Raw genomic sequence first — 16,904 nt, forward strand, 5'->3', positions numbered from 1 at the left:
GATGTGTATGAGGGACCCCCCAGAGGCCCCACCGGAATGGTTCCGGTGGGGCCTCTGGGGTGTCTGACGGCAGTAGTTGACGGCAACGTCAGCGGACAGGGGCTGCACGAACGGGCGGGTCGTCGCCGTCGTCGGGCTCGGCGGTGGTCTCGGGGAGGTTGCCGAGGGCGTGGCCGAGGAGGTCGAGAGCGTCTCGCTGGAGGCGGAGGCGGACGTGGGCGTACACGGTGGCGGTCACGCCGATGTGGGCATGGCCCAGCAGTTCCTTGATGACGATGAGTTCGACGCCGACCACGGCCGTTTCGCCACCGCGCGCGGGATGAAGGCCTACGCCGGGGCCTCCCCGGTCACCCGCGCCTCGGGGAAGAAGTCCAGCATCACCAGACGGTGGGTGAAGAACGACAGGCTCAACCACGCCGGATACCTGTGGGCGTTCGCCTCTCTGAAGGCCTCACCAGGGGCGAAGGCTCACTATGACCGACGCCGCCTTGCCGGGGATTGGCACGCCTGTGGGTGCCGATTAATGCGTCCATGCAGGTCAGGGTCGTTTTAGCCTCGGGTGTCCGCCATCGGGCATGATCGCGTCTCGTGCTCGTGCGATTCGCGTATCTCGCGGTCTCCCAGGCCTTCGCGGCCTTGCGTCTGCTCCCGATCGGCGACCGCGAGAAGGATGTCGAGATTCTGGCCCTACGTCACCAGCTCTCGGTTCTGCAGCGGCAGCTCGGTGACGAGCGTCCGAGGTTCCGGCCGGAGGATCGGGCATTCCTGGCAGCGCTGCTGTCAGGAACGCCGCGGCATGTACTGCGTCGGATCCGGCTGCTGGTCAGCCCGGACACGGTCCTGCGCTGGCATCGTGACCTGATCAGGCGTCGACACGCTCGCGCGAGTGCCCGCCGCAGGCCGGGGCGTCCGCGCACGGTTGTCTCGGTCCGCCGTCTGGTCCTGCGGCTGGCGCGGGAGAACCCGTCATGGGGCTACCGCCGCATCCACGGCCAGCTCGCCGTCCTCGGGATCCGGGTGGCACCGTCCACCTTCTGGGAGATCCTCAAAGCCGAGGGCATCGACCCCGCGCCGAACCGCTCAAGCGTCACCTGGCCGAGCTTCCTGCGCTCGCAGGCCGAGGCGATCTTGGCGATGGACTTCATTGAGACCGTCACCCTCAACGGGCAGCGCCAATTCATCCTCGCCGCGATCCACCACGCCAGCCGCAGAATCCGGATCCTCGGCACCACCGCCCACCCGACCCATGCCTGGGTCACCCAGGCAGTGCGGAACCTGCTCATGGACCTGGAGGACGCCGACCAGCTCGCCACAGTCCGGTTCCTGATCCGGGACCGGGATGCCAAATACCCCGCCATGATGAACCAGATCCTGCAGCATTCGGGCATCGCGCCCGTTCTGACGGGAGTGCAGGTGCCGCGGATGAACGCGGTCATGGAACGGTGGGTCAGGACCCTCAGGACCGAACTCCTCGACCGGACCCTCATCTGGAACGAGGCCCACCTGGGTCGCGCACTGCGGACCTACGAGCGGCACTACAACCAACACCGTCCCCACCGGGCCCTGGCCGGCGCCGCACCCATGCAAGCCCTCCCCAGGCCGCTCTCACCACACCAGATCGAACGCCTGGACATACGCCGACACGACCGACTCGGCGGAGTCCTCCACGAGTACCGACATGCCGCTTGACCTGCACGGACGGGGATTTCGGCACCAACACGGTCATCGTGCCGGCCCGAATCCGACGTCTGCCGGTTCGCCGACGAGACCGACTCGGCGGGACGCTGCGCGAGTACCGCCAAGCCAGCTGACCAGGCCGGATGAATTGTCGGCACCCGCAGTCCTGCTACAAGACGCCGGGTCGACGCGTCACCGCAACGCTGGTCCGCAGAGGAAGCGGACCAGCCTGGCGGGGCGACCCCGGCCGACCCTCTATGATCACACCCCCTGCTGGGTGGTGATCCTTGACTCTCAGGGTCAGACTCATGGTGGCCGACAGCGCGGCGACCGGGCAGGCTTTGAGCGTCAGCGGAGGGTGACCGCCTCCAGGAAGGTCGGGCTGCCGCCCCTGATCCGCCACAGGTAGAAGCCCGAGTGGTAGTCGATGACACCACCGTCCACGAATCTGAAGGTGCGGGTGATGCCCTGGTAGGGGAAGGTCCGCAGCCAGTGCGCGAGGGTGCCGCGGTCCACGGTGGCGGCAGATCCGGCGCGGGTGAGTCCTGCGGCGACGAGTCCGAGGGCGTCGTACGCCTCGGCCGCGCCATGCGGCACATGGTCGCCGCCGTATCGCTTGGCGAAGGAGGCATCGGGGTTCGCGAACGTGGTGACGAACACCCACCCGTCGGGTGCTGTGTCGGAGAACGCCGGTTCGCCGGCCACGACTGTGCCGCTGAACCCCGCCTTGCGCAGCTCCGAGGCGAGGGCCGCCGCATGCTCCGGTGATTCGCCGGTGTACACGACGGCCTGGGCGCGGTCGGCGAAGGCGGCGACCCCCTCGGCGATGTCATGGGTGTCCCGAGCGATCCGGGGCGGCAGATCCCGCATGGACTGGCCAAGCCGGTAGCTGTAGTCACTGGTCCCGTCCGTGACCAGCACCACGTGGGTCACCGACGGGTCCTGGGAGAGATAGCGTACGAAGACCGCGCCGATGAATTCGTTCGCCGGCCTGATCTGAAACACGGCCGGTGCGGTGGCGGAAACCGCGTCGTACAGCAGCGTGGTACCCGCCCAGGCGGTCACCATCGGCAACCGCGCTGGGTTGTACACCTCCGCCGCTTTCAGCGCCGTCGCGTCCGACGTCGGCCCGATGACGGCGGAGACCCGTGGGTCTGCCACGAGTTGTTGCGCCACCGCCTTGGCGGCATCCCCGTTCCCGGAGTCGTTGCGGACCTGGAGCACCAGGTCGAAGGCGCGGTCCGCGCGAGCGTTGTGCTCTGCGACGGCGACCTTGACCCCGTTGACCACGGCCGAGCCGAGCTCCGCGCCGGGACCCTTCAGGTCCGCGTGCACGGCGACCGTGCGGGAAGGACGCGCGACCGCCTGCGGCGGCGAGCCGCCGCGCGTCAGCCACGCCGCCGTCGCCGCGCCGACGGCGGCAGCGCCCGTTGACGCGCCCAGGTACAGGAAACGACGCCGGCTCGGTGCGGATGGTGGGAGATCCTCCGGCGCGTCAGCCGCCGCCAGCGGCTCGGGCTCCGGCAGGTCGAGGACGCGGGCCGAGCGTTCGGCGATGAGCGCAGGGAGCGAGGGCGGCAGCCAGTCGTCCGTGTCGAAGTCGCCAAGGCCGGTACGGAGTTCACTCGCGCTCGGCCGCTCGGCGGGTGCCTTGGCCAGGCAGCGCGCCACGAGCGGGCGCAACGAGTCGTCCGCGATGGCGGACAGGTCCGCCTCCTCGTGCACGACGCGGAAGACGGCCACTGCGGCCACGTGACCGGCGAACGGCGAGCGGCCCGTCGCCGCGTAGGCGAGCAGGCAGCCGAGGGAGAAGACGTCGCTCGGTGGGCCGACAGGCTCGGCGCGACCGCGGGCCTGCTCGGGGGAAAGGTAGCCGGGCGTGCCGATGACGACGTCTGTTTCCGTCAGGGCGGTGGCGCCGCTGGCGCGCGCGATGCCGAAGTCGATCAGGCGCGGGCCGTCGAGGGCGAGCAGCACGTTGCCGGGCTTGAGGTCGCGGTGGACCAGTCCGGCCGCGTGGACGGCCGCCAGTGCCTCGGCTAGCCGTGCGCCTAGCGCGCGTACGGTCTCCGCAGGCAGCGGACCGTGCACCGCGACGATCTCCGACAGGGACGGCCCCGGTACGAACGCCGTGGCGATCCAGGGCTCCACCGCCTCCGGGTCCGCCGCCGTGACGGGCGCGGTCCAGCGGCCGTCGAGGCGGGCGGCGGCCTGCGCCTCCCGGCGGAAACGTGCGCGGAATTCGGCGTCGGCCGCGTGCTCGGCGCGGATCACCTTCAGGGCGACCAAGGTGCCGTCCTGTGCGCGCGCCAGGTAGACCACGCCCATGCCTCCCGCTCCGATCCGGGCGAGCAGCCTGTTGCCGCCGACGGTGCGCGGGTCGCCCGCGCCGAGCGGACGCATCGTCACCGCGCCTTGGGCGCGGGCGGCTGGTCCGGTGCCGGACCGAGGTACCGGAACGCGCCGCCCTGCACTCGGTGGACGAAGCTCGCGGGCGTGGCCAGCTGGTCGAGGTCGAGGTCGAAGGCGAACTTCCGGGTGAGCCCTTGGAACTTCGCGGCCCGCAGCGGAGCGATCAGTGCCTGACGGGTCGGGCGGCCGCCCTTCGCCTTGGCACGTCCGGCGGTCAGCTGCGCGATCAGCAGGTTCGCCGCGTCGTAGCCCTCGGCGGCCCAATGCCCGGGAGCCCGGCCGTAGCGGGACTGGAACGCCCGCGCGAAGGGCTGGACGCTCGTTGCGTCGGGCCCGATCGCGCTCGCGACGACAGTCCAGCCCTCGGCGGCGGGCTCCGCCGCGAACGCCGCGTCCAGCGCCGGCTCGGCCGCGTACTTCGGGCCGTGGAAGTCGGCCAGCAGCCTCGCGACGCGGATGGTGCTCTGCGCGGGCCCGGCGTAGACGAAGGTGCGAACACCGGCCGCGCGCATGTCGGCCACGATCGGCGCGAAGTCGGTCGTGCCCGCGGGGACCACGCGCGGATACGTACTCCCGCCCGGGTAGAGCGGGACGATCCGGTTGACCATCTGGATGCTCATCCACGACACGTCCCCAGCGCCGCGGTCCAGCAGCAGGCCTACCGGGCTCGGCGCGCTCGCGGCCTCCAGGTGGAACGCGAGCTTCATGGCGACGGCGTTGTGCAGCGGGCGCCCCCGGACGAAGCTTCGGGTGTTCTGCATCAGGTTCTGCCCTGCGGACATGCTTACGACGGGCAGCAGCGCCGGGTCGTAGACGGCGAGCGCGGCCGCCGTCGTCTTGTCCGTGCTGGAGCCGAGGACGGCGAGGACGTCCCGGTCGTCGGCCAGCCGTTGGGCGGCCGTCGCCGCGCGGCCGGGGTCGCCCGCGTCGTCGGCGGTCCGCAGGGCGAGCGGGAACGGCCGGTCGTGACGGGCGTTGAACTGCTCCACCGCCAGCCGGGCGCCGTCCGCCTGAGCCTGACCGGCCGTCCGGCTGGGGCCGCTCAGGTCGGCCTGGACGCCGATCGCCCAGCCCGGCGCGGCCGGACCCTGGCGTCCGCTGTCGTGCAGCGCGGCCCAGGTCGCGACGCCACCGCCCGCCGCCAGGAATGCCGAGCCGGCCCCGGCGAGGGCGAGGAACCGGCGGCGCGACGGCACGGCGGTCCCGGTGGCGGTTTCGATCCGCGTCGGCTGATTCTCCGGCAGCGCCAGCATCTGCGCGGACCGTTCGGCGACCAGACGGACGACGCCTGGCGGCAGCCAGTCCGCGCCGCCCGAGGGAAGGTCCTCGACGAGCGCCTCGTCCAGCCCGGCCGGGGTCGGGCGGTCCGCCGGGTCCTTGGCCAGGCAGCGCCGCAGCACGGCGGCCAGCGCCTCTTCGACGCCGTCCAGGTCGGGGGAGTCGTGGACGGTCCGGTACAGCAGGGCGTCGACCGGGCCGGTTCCGAACGGGAGCCGGCCCGTCGCGGCGTAGGCGAGCACGCAGCCCAGCGCGAACACGTCGCTCTGGGGCCCGAGCTGGTCGCCGTGCGCGAGCGCCTGCTCCGGGGAGAGGAAGCCGGGCGTACCGACGACGAGATCGGTCGAGGTGATCGCCGTGTCGTCGAGGGAACGGGCGATGCCGAAGTCGATCAGCCGCGGCCCGTCCGCCGCGAGCAGGATGTTGGCCGGCTTGACATCCCGGTGCACCAGACCAGCCGCGTGCACGGCGGTGAGCGCCCGCGCCAGTGCCTTGCCGAGCACCCGCACCGCGCGCGGCGGCAGCGGCCCCAGTTGCGCAACGGCCTCCACGAGCGCCGGTCCCGGCTCGAACGCGGTGGCCAGCCACGGCTGTTCGGCCTCCGGACCGGCGTCGAGGACGCGCACCACCCATGGGCTGTCCACATCGCGCGCGGCCCGCGTCTCGCGGCGGAAGCGGGCGCGGAACTCCTCGTCCTGCCCGTACTCGGCGCGGATCACCTTGACGGCGACGAGGGCGCCGCTCTCCGCGCGGCCCAGGTAGACGACGCCCATGCCGCCCGTGCCGAGCCTGGCCAGCAGGCGGTGGCCGCCGATCTGCGACGGGTCCTCGGCATGCAGGGAATGGTCGGTCACGAGCTCACCCCCAGTGCGACGCGGACCTTGGTCTCCATGGACGCGACACCCTGCGACAAGGTGGTCATCAGCTGCTGCTGGTCGATGCCCTGTCCGCCCTCGACGGCGACGGCGACGGTCACCGGACCGAGCCGGGCCTGCGCCCAGAAGTAGGGCAGCTTTCCCTTGCCGAGTGTGGGGTTCAGGTAGGAGCCCATCTCCATCAGGTAGTCGTCGGCGGAGGTGTTGCCGTTGGTCCCGAAGCCGGAGCCGACCGAGTTGAGCCCCGCGATCCGCTCGGTATCGCGCAGTTGCTGGTAGGGGCAGCGCAGCGCCTGCTCCAGTGTGTCGGCGATCTCCCAGTCCGCCTGGGCGACGGTCCGGTGCACGGTGACAGTCGCGGCGGTGTGCACCTCACCGGCGCCGCCCGCTGCGGGCAAGCGGCTGTAGCGGGTCAGACTCACCAGCACATCGCCGGGCAGCGCCCGCTGCTGCCAGACGCAGTCCCGGCCCAGGACCGGCCAGGAGGCGGGATCACTCTCGGCGGGCGTGCGCGCGACGAAGCCGGGCCCGAAGCTGTCCGGGCCGGCAGCCACCGAGCGGGCCAGCGCCAGTGCGGCCGCGGTGGTCTTCGGCACCTTCGCCGGGTCCAGATGGAAGGGCGCGGTCGTCCCGGTCGTGTCCCCCTGCGCCTGCGCGGACGCCGAGGGCGCAGTGGAGACGCTCGGGCTCGCGTCCTGACTTGCGCTCACCTGACCTCCGCGGGCCGCCGAGCAGCCCGCCAGCAGCAGCGCACAGGCGGCCAGCGCCGAACGCCGCCCCCGTATCCGGCGTGCCCGTGGACCCGCCTGCATCACCAATTCCCCTCCCACCCAACCTAGTCAAGCATCCGAGTGGTCAAGGCTTCAAGATCGGCCGTCAGCTCACGCACTGAGAGTCGATGAGTAAAAGGGAGGCTCGGAAGGCCGCATACAGCGGGGTGCGCCCGCAGGCACTTGACCTTCTCATTGTGACCCTGGGTGTCATCGTCGCTGCGATACCCATGCCGGGGCGGTGCTCGCCCTCGGCGGAACGTGAGGGGTCGCGGTCGGCGGTGGGTGGTTGTTTCGCCGCTGTGCAGGGCTGGTCTTTGCGGGGCATTCGGTGTTTGTCGAAGTCCCGGGCTCGTTCTGGTCGAGTCCGGGCCTTCGACGTGCCAGCACGCGCTTCCGGCACAGACACACCTTGCATCACGACCCGGCAGGCGGTCGGACGACGACGCCGACGACCACCGGAATTACCCAGGTACACGGAAGGCTCGCGGATTGCTCTCGCGCGGGTGTGGCTCGGCCGGCGCCGGGCGGTCGAGGCTTGAAGCGACCACTGTCGTCCTCGGCCGGGCGTGTTGGGCTTGTCCGTGGGCCTTCTCAGTTGCTTCGGGGGCGGGGGGAGGAGCGGTTGTAGTTGGGTGCCGAGGGCCTGGTTGACCTCTGATCGCATGATGTTGATCTGGTTCCAGCGTTGCGTGTCCGCGGATTCGATGGCATGGCGCAGCTCCTCCGTGTCGTTGGGCATGAGGGTGTTGGCGCCGGGGGTGGGTGCGGCGGATACCGAATGGGTAGGCGGTGGAGTCGCCGCCGGTGCACAGGGCCTGACCCCGGATGTTGGACACGGGGTTATGCGGCTTGTGCCAGCGTAGTTGATGTTCGGTCGGGTGCGTGTTCGTGGGTGATGGGACTGCGGTGCCCGAGGCGGCTGTGTCGGCGGACGGTGTTGTAGCGGTGCAGCCAGCGGAAGAGCTCGAGGCGGGCTTCGTGTTCGCTTGACCAGCTCTTTCGGCCCTGGAGGGTCTCGCGTTTCATGGTCGCTTTCCAGCTTTCCGCGGCGGCGTTGTCCGCGCTGGACCCGACGGCGCCCATGGACTGCCGGACGCCGGCCCGGCGGCATGCGTCGGCGAAGGCCCGGGAGCTGTATTGCGACCCGTGGTCGGTGTGCATGATCGCTCCGGCGAGGCTGCCGCGGGTCCGCTCGGCCGCGGCCAGGGCGTCGACAACCAGTTCGGCGCGCATGTGGTCCGCGATCGCCCAGCCCGTGAGCCGCCTCGAAAACAAGTCGATGACGGTCGCCAGGTAGCAGAACTTCCCGCCGCCGACCGGCAGATAGGTGATGTCGCCGACGTACAAGGTGATGTTCGCTCCGGAGGACCGCGCCTTCCTCGCTGCTCTGCTGGTTTCGCTGCCGCGGCAGTGCCTGCGTCGGCTGCGGTTGCTGGTCCGCCCGGACACGGGCTGCGGTGGCATCGCGATCTCATGCGGCGGCGTCATGCGCGTGCCTGCCGGCCGAAGCGCCCCGGGCGCCCACCCATAGTCCGCTCGATCCGGCTCCTGATTCTGCGCCTGGTGCGCGAGAACCCGTCCTGGGGCTACTGCAGGGTCCACGGCGAGCTAACCACGCTCGGCATCGAGGTCGCCGCATCCACGGTCTGGGAGATTCTCAAGACCGAGGGCATCAACCCCGCACCCGACCGAGGCGCCACGACCTGGGCCGATTTCCTTCGTACTCAGGCCGATGCGCTCTTGGCCTGCGACTTCATCGAGACCGTAACCCTGACCGGACAGCGCCAGTACATCCTGGCGGTCATCGAGCACGCCACCCGTCGCGTCCGGATCCTTGGCACAACCGCGCATCCGACCGCGACTTGGGTCAGCCAAGTCGCCCGCAACCTGGTCATGGATCTGGAGGACGCCGGAGTCATCGTCATCGGGCTCCTGCCTGTCTCGCCCGACGCAGCCGAGGGCTTCTACCGCCTGGTCGATGCGGCCTACGAACTGCGGAGTCTGGCCGTCAGCAGCAACCTGCATCCGTCGAGTCGACGAGATCATGCCCACGACCCTCGCGACCGCGACCGTCGACCGGCTCTTGCACCATGCCCACGTCGTCGTCACGCAGGGCGACAGCCACCGCCTCGCCGAGGCGACCACCGGACGAGGCGTCGTCCCGCTCGGTTGACCCCCAAGCGGGGAGATCAACTGTCCACCGGGGGCTTCCAGCGTCCATCAGTGGGGAGATCAACTGTCCGCGAGCGGGGAACTCCTAGGCCCAGCTGGTACTGCTCGGGATCCCGCTTCCGGATCAACCCCGATGTCCGGCGTGACCCGACTGGGGAGTAGGAGAACCGTGAGATCTGGGCCTCACCCAGATCCAGCACCGCGCCCTCGGCATGGAACGCCGCCGCATCCAGCGGACGCAGCGCCACCGGCGCGAGAGCATTGGCCACGACTTGGTCGAACCAGTCGAACCTGTCCGCCGCCGGAACCGCTGACGCAGAAGCGCCTTGCCACACCATCGAGCCCCCCGGGAGCACTGCTCACCCCCCGCGGGAAGCACCCGCGACCGGAAGTCTGGCCCGGCCGGATTGCGCCACCGAGTGGAGCCCGGGCACGCGATGGTCCGCGTCGGGGCGCTGCACGCATCGTCAAGGAAGCCTGCACGGCAAGCACACAATCGCGGACGACCTGACGCATAGGCTCCCCATCGATCAAAACGATCCGCACCGCTCCATCCGTGGCGCGATGCGATACGTCTCGTAATCAAGCGAATGATGGAGCAGCCTTGATCAGGAAGCTTGCAACCCTTGCCATGGCGATCGGCATATCTGCTGTGGGAGTCGCAACAGCGATGCCCGCCTCGGCCGCGTCGATCCCGGGTGGTGCCCAGCAGTTCTGCGGCTCCCAGATTTGTCTCTACTACCACAGCAGTGAGCAGGGAGCCCAGTGGGTGGCAAATGACGCTGAGTGGGGGGATCTGTCCGGGCAGACTTTCAACGCTCAGGGCAATTTCGGCAATGTCTGGGACGGCTACGGGCAGGCCATCAGGAACAATGCGGCATCGGTGGCGAACGGCGGTTACGACACCGTCTACGTCTACGTCTACAGGGCTGTCGATGGATGGGGGCCGTACGACAGCGTTGGGGCCGGCGGCTACGGAAACCTGGTGAATACTTGGAATAACGAAGCATCGTATTCGATCTATAACCACGGCTGATTCTTCAGCGGCAGATTACTTCCGATTGGGGCGGCTTGTGGACATATTCATGAGTCGCTTCAATTTCCCTGCATAGAATCCTGAAATTAAGAGTTAGTGCTTCGGTGACGAATTTTTCAGAGCTCGACGGTGTGGGGCGCAGGTCGCTGAGGGTGAGAATGGCAGCTGATTATGCTCGTAAGGCACTGATGATCCTTATGGGTGCTACCGCAATTGTCGGTTGCTCGGCCCAGTTGCCCACTGGTCAAGGGGCGGGCCCTGGCATCCCGTCCAGCCCAGCTCCTGTACCAGTGGTGACCCCTCCGTCAGATGTCTCGCAACTCTATCTCCCCATTGAGAATTATCTCCTCACGCCAGCACAAATCTCGGAGATCGACTACGCTGTCGGGATTCGTACTCGCGAGTGCATGAAGCGCTATGAGTTCGACTTCCCGGCACCCGCTCAGCTCACTCATCAGCGAAGTGGAAGCCAAGTCGAAAGGCGATATGGCCCATCCAGCTTGCCTGATGCAGAGAAATATGGCTACCACTCTTCGCCCGATGGGGATCGAAAGCTTCCAAACCAGGTACCTCCTGCGGAGCTATCTGCGGGTGAACGATCTGCACTTATAGGTTCACCAGCTGCGACTGGCTCAGCGGGAACCGCTGCCAACGGCTTGCCGATCCCGGTGGGAGGTTGCAGGGGTGAGGCGATGCGTCGAATATTGGTAGCTGACGGTTATGTGTCGCCCCTGGCTCAAAGCATAAGCGACGCAAGCTTTTCTCGCTCGATCTCAGATGCTCGTGTCGCTGCCTCACAGAGCGCCTGGTCTGCATGCATGAAATCACGCGGATATACGTACAAGACCCCGATTGAGGCATTCAGTGATCACCGCTGGGAAAATAATTCAGTAGCGAGCGGGCCCGAAATTGCCACCGCCGTCTCGGATGTTACGTGCAAACGGCAGACCAATCTCATCGGGGTCTGGTACTCAGTTGAGAGTGAATTTCAACGGGAGCAGATCAAAGTACATGCCGATCAGCTTAACGCTGACAGGTCTCACGAACAGTTGGCCATTGCCCGGGCCGAGGCTGTCCTCGCGGGTAGGTAGTATTGCAGTAACCAACTGCCGTGAACTGCGCAACTTACTCCAGCAGGACCTTGCTTTGCCAGAGCTTGGCTGTCCAGGCCTGCGGGCCATCCGGGGCGCTGCCCCGGACCCCGCCCCTCCTCGGAGGGGCTAACCACCGAGCCAAGGCGCGGCGGGGGTGGGGCACCGGGCGCGGGGAGCCCCTCCTCGACCGGGCAACGAGGGCGTACCAGGAACCTCCGGGGGGCGAAAGCCGCCCGATCGAGAAGGGACCGCCCCACTCGGGCCCCCAGTGTGCGCAAGCGCGCAAACACAGCTCAGGCGCGCCACCGACCGAAGGCACCGCCACGCGGCGGATCCGTGGCCGGGCAACCCTCTCCGAACCCGGGCGGGCGTCAACTTGTCTGTGGGCAGTGAACGTTCCCACGGCCGACGCAGATCCTTCGTGGCAGAGCGGGCAAGCCAGAGTTGGGTGTGCACGACGATGATCAACCACGTCCACATGGCAGCGCTGGCGGGCTCCCGCAGCTTGGGTGCGGTCCAGCCCAGCGTCTGCCTCAACAGGCGGAAGGTGTGCTCCAGGTCGAATCGGCGCAGGTAGGCCTGCCAGAGCTGGTCGACGTGGCTGGGGTCGGCCCCTGGGCGTGAGGACCACAGCCACAATGGGGCCGGATCCCGCCCTCCGGGCAGCCGCTCGACGGTCAGGCGGACCACCAGGCCGTGCAGGATGGGGAGTTCGGCGCTCTGGGCTTCGATCCAGGCCGAGCGGCGGGTGAGCCGGGGGTGGAGCCGGTCCCAGGCCCTGGCAGTCGCGGTGCCGTAGCGCGTGGTCTCGGACCGGGTCTCGATTTGCGCATCGCCCCAAGTGGCCGGTTTGGCCAGGGAGAATGGGGCGCCGTGCATGCGAGGGCGGCCCGGCCGCGTTCCGGCGTTGTCGGGGGCCTGGTCGCGGGCCAGTACCCGGTCGGAGCGGAGCCTGCCGCAGACCTCGACGGGCAGGTCGGCGAGGAGGGAGGCCAGGCGGGCCAGGTCGTAGCCGGCATCGGCGACGATCAGCAGGTCGGGATCCCCCTCGCGCCAGTGTCCCGCGGTTATCGTCCGCTGGATCACCTCGCGCAGTTGGGCAGCGGCGACGGCTGCGGCGTCGTCGGCCGGGCCGAGCCGGACCGCGTCCAGAAGGCGGCACCAGGAAGTACGTCCGGACTCCAGCACGGCGACGAAGGAGCAGGGCCAGCCAGGGATGAACTGATCCTTGCTGCGACCGCGGCCGTAGATGTGGCAGAACAGCCGGTCAGGGCTGGTCTCGGCGTCCGGCCGCAGCCAGTTGGAGACATCCACCGCCAGCACGATCCGGCCGTCGACCGCACGTGGCATGGGCAGCGAGCCCAGCAGCCTGCGCAGCCGGGCCGGTTCGATCCAGCCGGCATTCAGGGCCTGGTAGAGAGCGCCGTGTCCGCGTCGGTGTTCGGCCGGCAGGCTCGGCTCGACGCGGGTCTTCACGGGTCCGTCCTTGCACAGGACAGCGTCGATGAGCTCGAAGAGGGCATCGGCACGGGCGTACAGACACTCGTAGAACTCGACCCGAAAGCGGGACAGCACGTCCAAAAGCGCACCTGCGGGCGCAATGACCGGGAGACTCAAAGGCGGCGGCCGCTCTCGCGTGCTTCATGACTCGACATCTCGAAGCGTGGGGAACGGCCGCCTCCGCTGTCTTGGGAAGAACCGCAGATCAGCAGGTCGGGTGACCTGCGAGGTTAAACGTCAAGCTCAGTAGTCGGAGGTCTGCGCGTAGCGCGTGCCATAGGCCGTGTCGAGGAACCCCTCAGCGTGGGAGGACATGTTCGCGTCGTTGAGCATGGCCGTGTAGCAGGAGGTTGCGCCCTGGGGCACGTAGCAGCTCATTTCCGCGCCGTCGTCGTTGCGGTGGACGACGGCCTCGGCGCAGGCCATGCCGGCCGACGCGTTGCCGCATGCGTCCTGTGGGCTGGCGAGCACGATCTTCGCCCAGACCGTGCGGCAGCCGGAGTTGTAGCGCAGGTAGACCGTTCCGGCGTAGCTGCCGTCGCCCCAGGTCAGCGTGGACGAGTAGGGAGTGCTCGTGGTGCCGCCGCAGTAGGTGCTTGCAGGGTCGGCCCCGTCGTAGGGGTAGGTGTTGGCCTGGGCGGAGCCGCTGGACAGGGCGACGGCCGAAAGGGCCATCAACGACGCCGCCCCGATCTTGGCAGCGCTGCGAACAATGGAAGGCATGGGTCCCCGTTTCATGGATTGTCGACAGCGTTTGAGCCCGGCTCTTCACGGACAGCCCGAGGCAGGAGATCCAAGAGGCCGTTCCAGAGGGCTGTGAAGGTCGAGCGCTGGAAGCCTATGGGCCGGGCGTCTGCGGCTGTGTGCTTGCTGTGCAGACTGTTTTGACGATGCGTGCAGTGACGCTGGAGGAAGGCCGGGACGGGGCCGCGCCTGCCTCACTGGCTGGCCGGGGAGTGGTGGCGGTGTTCGGTGGGGGTGGTGCAGTAGGTGGTGCGGAAGGCTCGGCTGAAGGCGGCGGGCTGGGTGAATCCCCAGCGGGCGGCGATGGCGTGGACGGGCTGGTCGCGTAGGCGGGGGTTGGCGAGGTCGGCGTGGCAGTGTTCGAGGCGGCGTCGGCGGATGGTTGCGGCGACGCTCTCTTCCTGGTTCTGGAACAGCAGGTACAGGGTGCGGAGGGAAATGTGGTGGTGGTCGGCGATGGCACGGGGTGTCAGCTCGGGATCCGCCAGGTTGTGCTCGATGAAGGTGTTGATCCGGCGGAGCAGCACGTGGGCCCGGAGCTCGGCGGGTTGTTCACGGACAGTGCCGAGTTGCTGGGTCAGGCACGAGGCGGCCAGTTCTACGGCCATGTTCCCTAGCCCGGCCAGTTCCTGGGGGCGACAGTCGGGACCGTTGTCGGCCAGCGAAACCAGGAACTGGGACAGGATCGCTCCCACTCCTGTGCCGGCGGGGATGCGCTGGGCGAGTAGCCGGTCAACCTGCTGGGAGGGCAGTGCCATCCGCTCCTTGGGGATCTGCAGCACGAATGCCTCGACATCCCGACCATCCAAGCCCGAGGCTGACTCATAGGGCCGGGAGGTGTCCCACAACACCATGCCTCCCGCCCGGATTTCGGCCTCACTGTGGTCCTGGGCGAACCAGGCGGTCCCCCGGGTCACCAGGGCCAGTTGGTACTGCTCGGGATCCCCCCGGCGGATCAGCCTCGGTGTGCGCCGCGAACGCAAGGGCGAGTACGAAAACCTCGACACCTGGACGGGGCCCGTGTTGAGCAGGCCGCCCTCGGCATAGAACCCGCCCGGGTTCTCAGCAATCATCGTCGACGGCATCAGAGCGCTGCTCACCGCATCGACAAACCAGTCAAACCTGTCCGATACCGACACCTCTGCCGCGGACACGCTGTGCCACACCGTCAAGCTCCCCCGTTGATCACTTCACCACGCAGACGCCGGAGCATCATCGCGAACAATCTTCACATCCGTCCAGAACGACGGTCAGGGAAGCCAGTGCGTAACACGGCAGGTCAGCGCGAACGTGGAGACGTGAGTTTCGAAAGCGAGACGAGTGTCGTCGTGGGCGGCGGCCCCGGCCGGCGCCAGCGGGCGCGCCCAGAACGGCGCTGACGATCTCTGTGGAAGCGGCGGCAGACATCGGGGCACCTCCTGTCCTGCTTGTAGGGATGGAGACCGGCGTGCCGTGCCAGATTTCGCCGGTTGGCGAGGGCTCCATCCTCTGATTCGCCACACTCACCGCTCGAGTGGCCTAAACGCCGTTGGTCGACAAGATCCCGCCAGCCGTCAGCCAGGGCGGGCCGCCGCCTGATCTCCGCCTCACTCCCGTACGCACCTTGGCGGCATGGCCTGCCCGGCCGGAGTTGCAGCGGCAGCCGTCCCGCGCCATCGCCGCGCGCTGGGGCTTCACCAACGCTGCCGCCTTCAGCCGGACCTTCCGCACCGCCTTCGATGTCAGTCCCAACGCCTACCGAGCCGCCGTCTTGGGTGCCGCTGACCCGCAAGGGGCATGAGTCGGACCACACGATCGCGGACTCCACAGCACGTACTGGCCCGCCATGACGGCGCCATACCCACCTTCGATGGACTGCACGAGCTTGCCGTAGTCATAGGTGATCGGCAGCAGGGGGCCGCCCCGGGGGTCGACCACCTCGGTGGACTCTCCATCGACAAGAATGTTGCCGCAGTGCAGATCCCCGAACGTCATTCCGACCCGGTCGGGCGTCAAGTGGGACATGAGGCGCGGATCACCCGTGATGCGGCTCAGGCACCGTGACGTACCCGGCAGTGGCTCACCGTTGATCGTCACGATGTCCGCGTCGATTAGCGTCCGTAGGTAGGGAAATGCGAAGGCCTGTCGACGGCGCCGGACCAGACGCTGCTCAACCAGCCGGTGCACCTGCGCCGGGCCGGCGCGACGCTGTGTGCGGTGGAACAGTTCGGTATCGCTGTCCACAGCGCTCGCGATGTGGTGCCCCAGCTTGCCGCCCGATGCGCCAGCGAGCGCGTGAGCGTCCACCGTGGAGCCGTCACCAAAGCACTTCAGCAGCAGGAACGACAGGCCCGGACCGGCATGGCTGGTGATGAACAAACGTCTCGGCAGACCCCGTCGTGCCACATCGCGGTACCAACGGATTTCGTTCCGCAGCGTCTGTGCGTGACCGAACTCCACCTTCGCCACATACGTCTCGCCGTCAGCACGAACGTAGTAAGACCGTGTCCTATGTGGTGGGGCCTCGTTGACTGGTCATGGGGCGGGGTACGTGGAGCTGGATCGTTCCGGACGGACTGTGGGAGATCGCGAAGCCGTTGATCCCGCCGGGGCGGGTGCGGCCGCAGGGCGGCGGGACATCCAACACGCCTGATGAGACGCTGTTCGCGGCGATCATCTACGTGCTGGTCAGCGGGTGTGCCTGGCGGGCCCTGCCGCCGTGCTTCGGGATATCGAAGTCCACCGCCCACCGCCGCTTCCTGATCTGGTCCAGGGCCGGCGTCTGGGGCCGGCTGCACGAAGCGGTCCTGCACCGGCTGGACGACGCCAGCCTGGTCGACGTCTCCCGGGTCGTGCTCGACTCCGCCCACGTGCGGGCCAAAAAGGGGGCGAACTCACAGGTCCGAGCCCCGTGGACCGCGGCAAGCCGGGTTCCAAGATGCACGTTCTGTCGGACGCGACCGGACTGCCCCTGGTCGTCGGCGTCACCGCAGCGAACACCCACGACAGCCAAGCCCTGAAGCCCATGGTCCAAGGCCACCAAACGAGACACGACCCGCACCGCGGTCGCCACTTCAAGCCCCAGCGCCTCCACGCCGACAAGGCCTACGACATCCCCGACCTGCGGAAATGGTTACGAGGTCAGCGGATCGGTGTGCGCATCGCCCGCAAGGGCATCGAGTCCAGCGAACGTCTCGGCCGCCGCCGCTGGGTCATCGAACGCACCATGAGTTGGCTGACCGGCTACCGCCGACTCAACCACCGCTACGAACGCGACCCCCGCAACTACCTGGCCTTCCTCGGACTCGCCGCAGCCGTCTGCTGCTACAAACGCCTCATCCGACTCACCACATAGGACACGGTC

12 protein-coding genes and 4 pseudogenes are annotated in these 16,904 nt (G+C 68.5%); 6 read left to right on the top strand and 10 right to left on the bottom strand.

Annotated elements, in window-relative coordinates:
- Positions 1–88: 88 nt before the first annotated feature.
- On the bottom strand, positions 89–295 hold the full coding sequence (locus tag DN069_RS36390) for a hypothetical protein (protein WP_111507534.1): 207 nt from the start codon (positions 293–295) through the stop codon (positions 89–91).
- Here DN069_RS36390 and DN069_RS36395 point away from each other — a divergent pair.
- Positions 290–520 (top strand): annotated as a pseudogene (locus DN069_RS36395) (transposase); the annotation flags it as partial. The gene DN069_RS36390 and the pseudogene DN069_RS36395 overlap by 6 nt on opposite strands.
- Positions 521–588: 68 nt before the next feature.
- Positions 589–1,689 carry an integrase core domain-containing protein gene (locus DN069_RS36400; RefSeq protein ID WP_111507535.1) on the top strand — a complete coding sequence of 367 codons (1,101 nt, stop codon included), beginning with the start codon at positions 589–591 and terminating at the stop codon, positions 1,687–1,689.
- A 336-nt stretch (positions 1,690–2,025) separates the two neighbouring features.
- On the opposite strand, the gene DN069_RS36405 is transcribed toward DN069_RS36400, so the two are convergent.
- The 4 genes and pseudogenes from DN069_RS36405 to DN069_RS36420 all read right to left on the bottom strand — a co-directional run.
- Positions 2,026–4,080 carry a bifunctional serine/threonine-protein kinase/ABC transporter substrate-binding protein gene (locus DN069_RS36405; RefSeq protein ID WP_111507536.1) on the bottom strand — a complete coding sequence of 685 codons (2,055 nt, stop codon included), beginning with the start codon at positions 4,078–4,080 and terminating at the stop codon, positions 2,026–2,028.
- A gap of 2 nt (positions 4,081–4,082) precedes the next feature.
- Positions 4,083–6,221: a bifunctional serine/threonine-protein kinase/ABC transporter substrate-binding protein gene (locus DN069_RS36410; protein WP_243640249.1), complete on the bottom strand. Its 2,139-nt coding sequence runs from the start codon at positions 6,219–6,221 to the stop codon at positions 4,083–4,085.
- Positions 6,218–6,952: a hypothetical protein gene (locus tag DN069_RS36415; RefSeq protein ID WP_111507537.1), complete on the bottom strand. Its 735-nt coding sequence runs from the start codon at positions 6,950–6,952 to the stop codon at positions 6,218–6,220. Before DN069_RS36415 ends, DN069_RS36410 begins: the two co-directional genes overlap by 4 nt.
- Before the next feature lie 903 nt (positions 6,953–7,855).
- A pseudogene (locus DN069_RS36420) lies at positions 7,856–8,395 on the bottom strand (IS3 family transposase); the annotation flags it as partial.
- Between the two features lie 537 nt (positions 8,396–8,932).
- Between DN069_RS36420 and DN069_RS36425 the strand changes: the two are divergent.
- Positions 8,933–9,188: pseudogene (locus DN069_RS36425) on the top strand (ATP-binding protein); the annotation flags it as partial.
- Positions 9,189–9,204: 16 nt separating this feature from the next.
- Here DN069_RS36425 and DN069_RS36430 read toward each other — a convergent pair.
- Complete coding sequence (locus DN069_RS36430; protein WP_243640251.1) at positions 9,205–9,525, bottom strand: AraC-like ligand-binding domain-containing protein; 321 nt, start codon at positions 9,523–9,525, stop codon at positions 9,205–9,207.
- A 266-nt stretch (positions 9,526–9,791) separates the two neighbouring features.
- Here DN069_RS36430 and DN069_RS36435 point away from each other — a divergent pair, with 266 nt between their 5' ends.
- Positions 9,792–10,223, top strand: coding sequence for a hypothetical protein (locus DN069_RS36435; protein WP_133260164.1), 432 nt, complete (start codon positions 9,792–9,794; stop codon positions 10,221–10,223).
- A 1,220-nt stretch (positions 10,224–11,443) separates the two neighbouring features.
- On the opposite strand, the gene DN069_RS36440 is transcribed toward DN069_RS36435, so the two are convergent.
- From DN069_RS36440 to DN069_RS36450, 3 genes are all read right to left on the bottom strand, one after another.
- Positions 11,444–12,898 carry an NF041680 family putative transposase gene (locus DN069_RS36440; RefSeq protein WP_165845795.1) on the bottom strand — a complete coding sequence of 485 codons (1,455 nt, stop codon included), beginning with the start codon at positions 12,896–12,898 and terminating at the stop codon, positions 11,444–11,446.
- Positions 12,899–13,060: 162 nt separating this feature from the next.
- Positions 13,061–13,540, bottom strand: coding sequence for a DUF2690 domain-containing protein (locus tag DN069_RS36445; protein WP_165845796.1), 480 nt, complete (start codon positions 13,538–13,540; stop codon positions 13,061–13,063).
- Between the two features lie 215 nt (positions 13,541–13,755).
- On the bottom strand, positions 13,756–14,715 hold the full coding sequence (locus DN069_RS36450) for an AraC-like ligand-binding domain-containing protein (protein WP_111507547.1): 960 nt from the start codon (positions 14,713–14,715) through the stop codon (positions 13,756–13,758).
- 476 nt (positions 14,716–15,191) lie between these two features.
- Here DN069_RS36450 and DN069_RS42140 point away from each other — a divergent pair, with 476 nt between their 5' ends.
- Positions 15,192–15,341 carry a helix-turn-helix domain-containing protein gene (locus DN069_RS42140; protein ID WP_243640254.1) on the top strand — a complete coding sequence of 50 codons (150 nt, stop codon included), beginning with the start codon at positions 15,192–15,194 and terminating at the stop codon, positions 15,339–15,341.
- Here DN069_RS42140 and DN069_RS36460 read toward each other — a convergent pair.
- Positions 15,296–16,033, bottom strand: a pseudogene (locus DN069_RS36460) (phosphotransferase); the annotation flags it as partial. The gene DN069_RS42140 and the pseudogene DN069_RS36460 sit on opposite strands and share 46 nt — an antisense overlap.
- Positions 16,034–16,077: 44 nt before the next feature.
- Here DN069_RS36460 and DN069_RS36465 point away from each other — a divergent pair.
- Positions 16,078–16,895 (top strand): IS5 family transposase gene (locus DN069_RS36465; protein ID WP_111507544.1). Its coding sequence is split into 2 segments (ribosomal slippage): positions 16,078–16,420 and positions 16,420–16,895, totalling 819 coding nucleotides; the frame shifts between segments, so codons are not numbered across the junction.
- The last annotated feature ends 9 nt before the right edge of the window (positions 16,896–16,904 follow it).

The sequence above is a fragment of the Streptacidiphilus pinicola genome (assembly GCF_003258295.1).
In the GTDB taxonomy this organism is placed as follows: Bacteria; Actinomycetota; Actinomycetes; order Streptomycetales; family Streptomycetaceae; genus Streptacidiphilus; species Streptacidiphilus pinicola.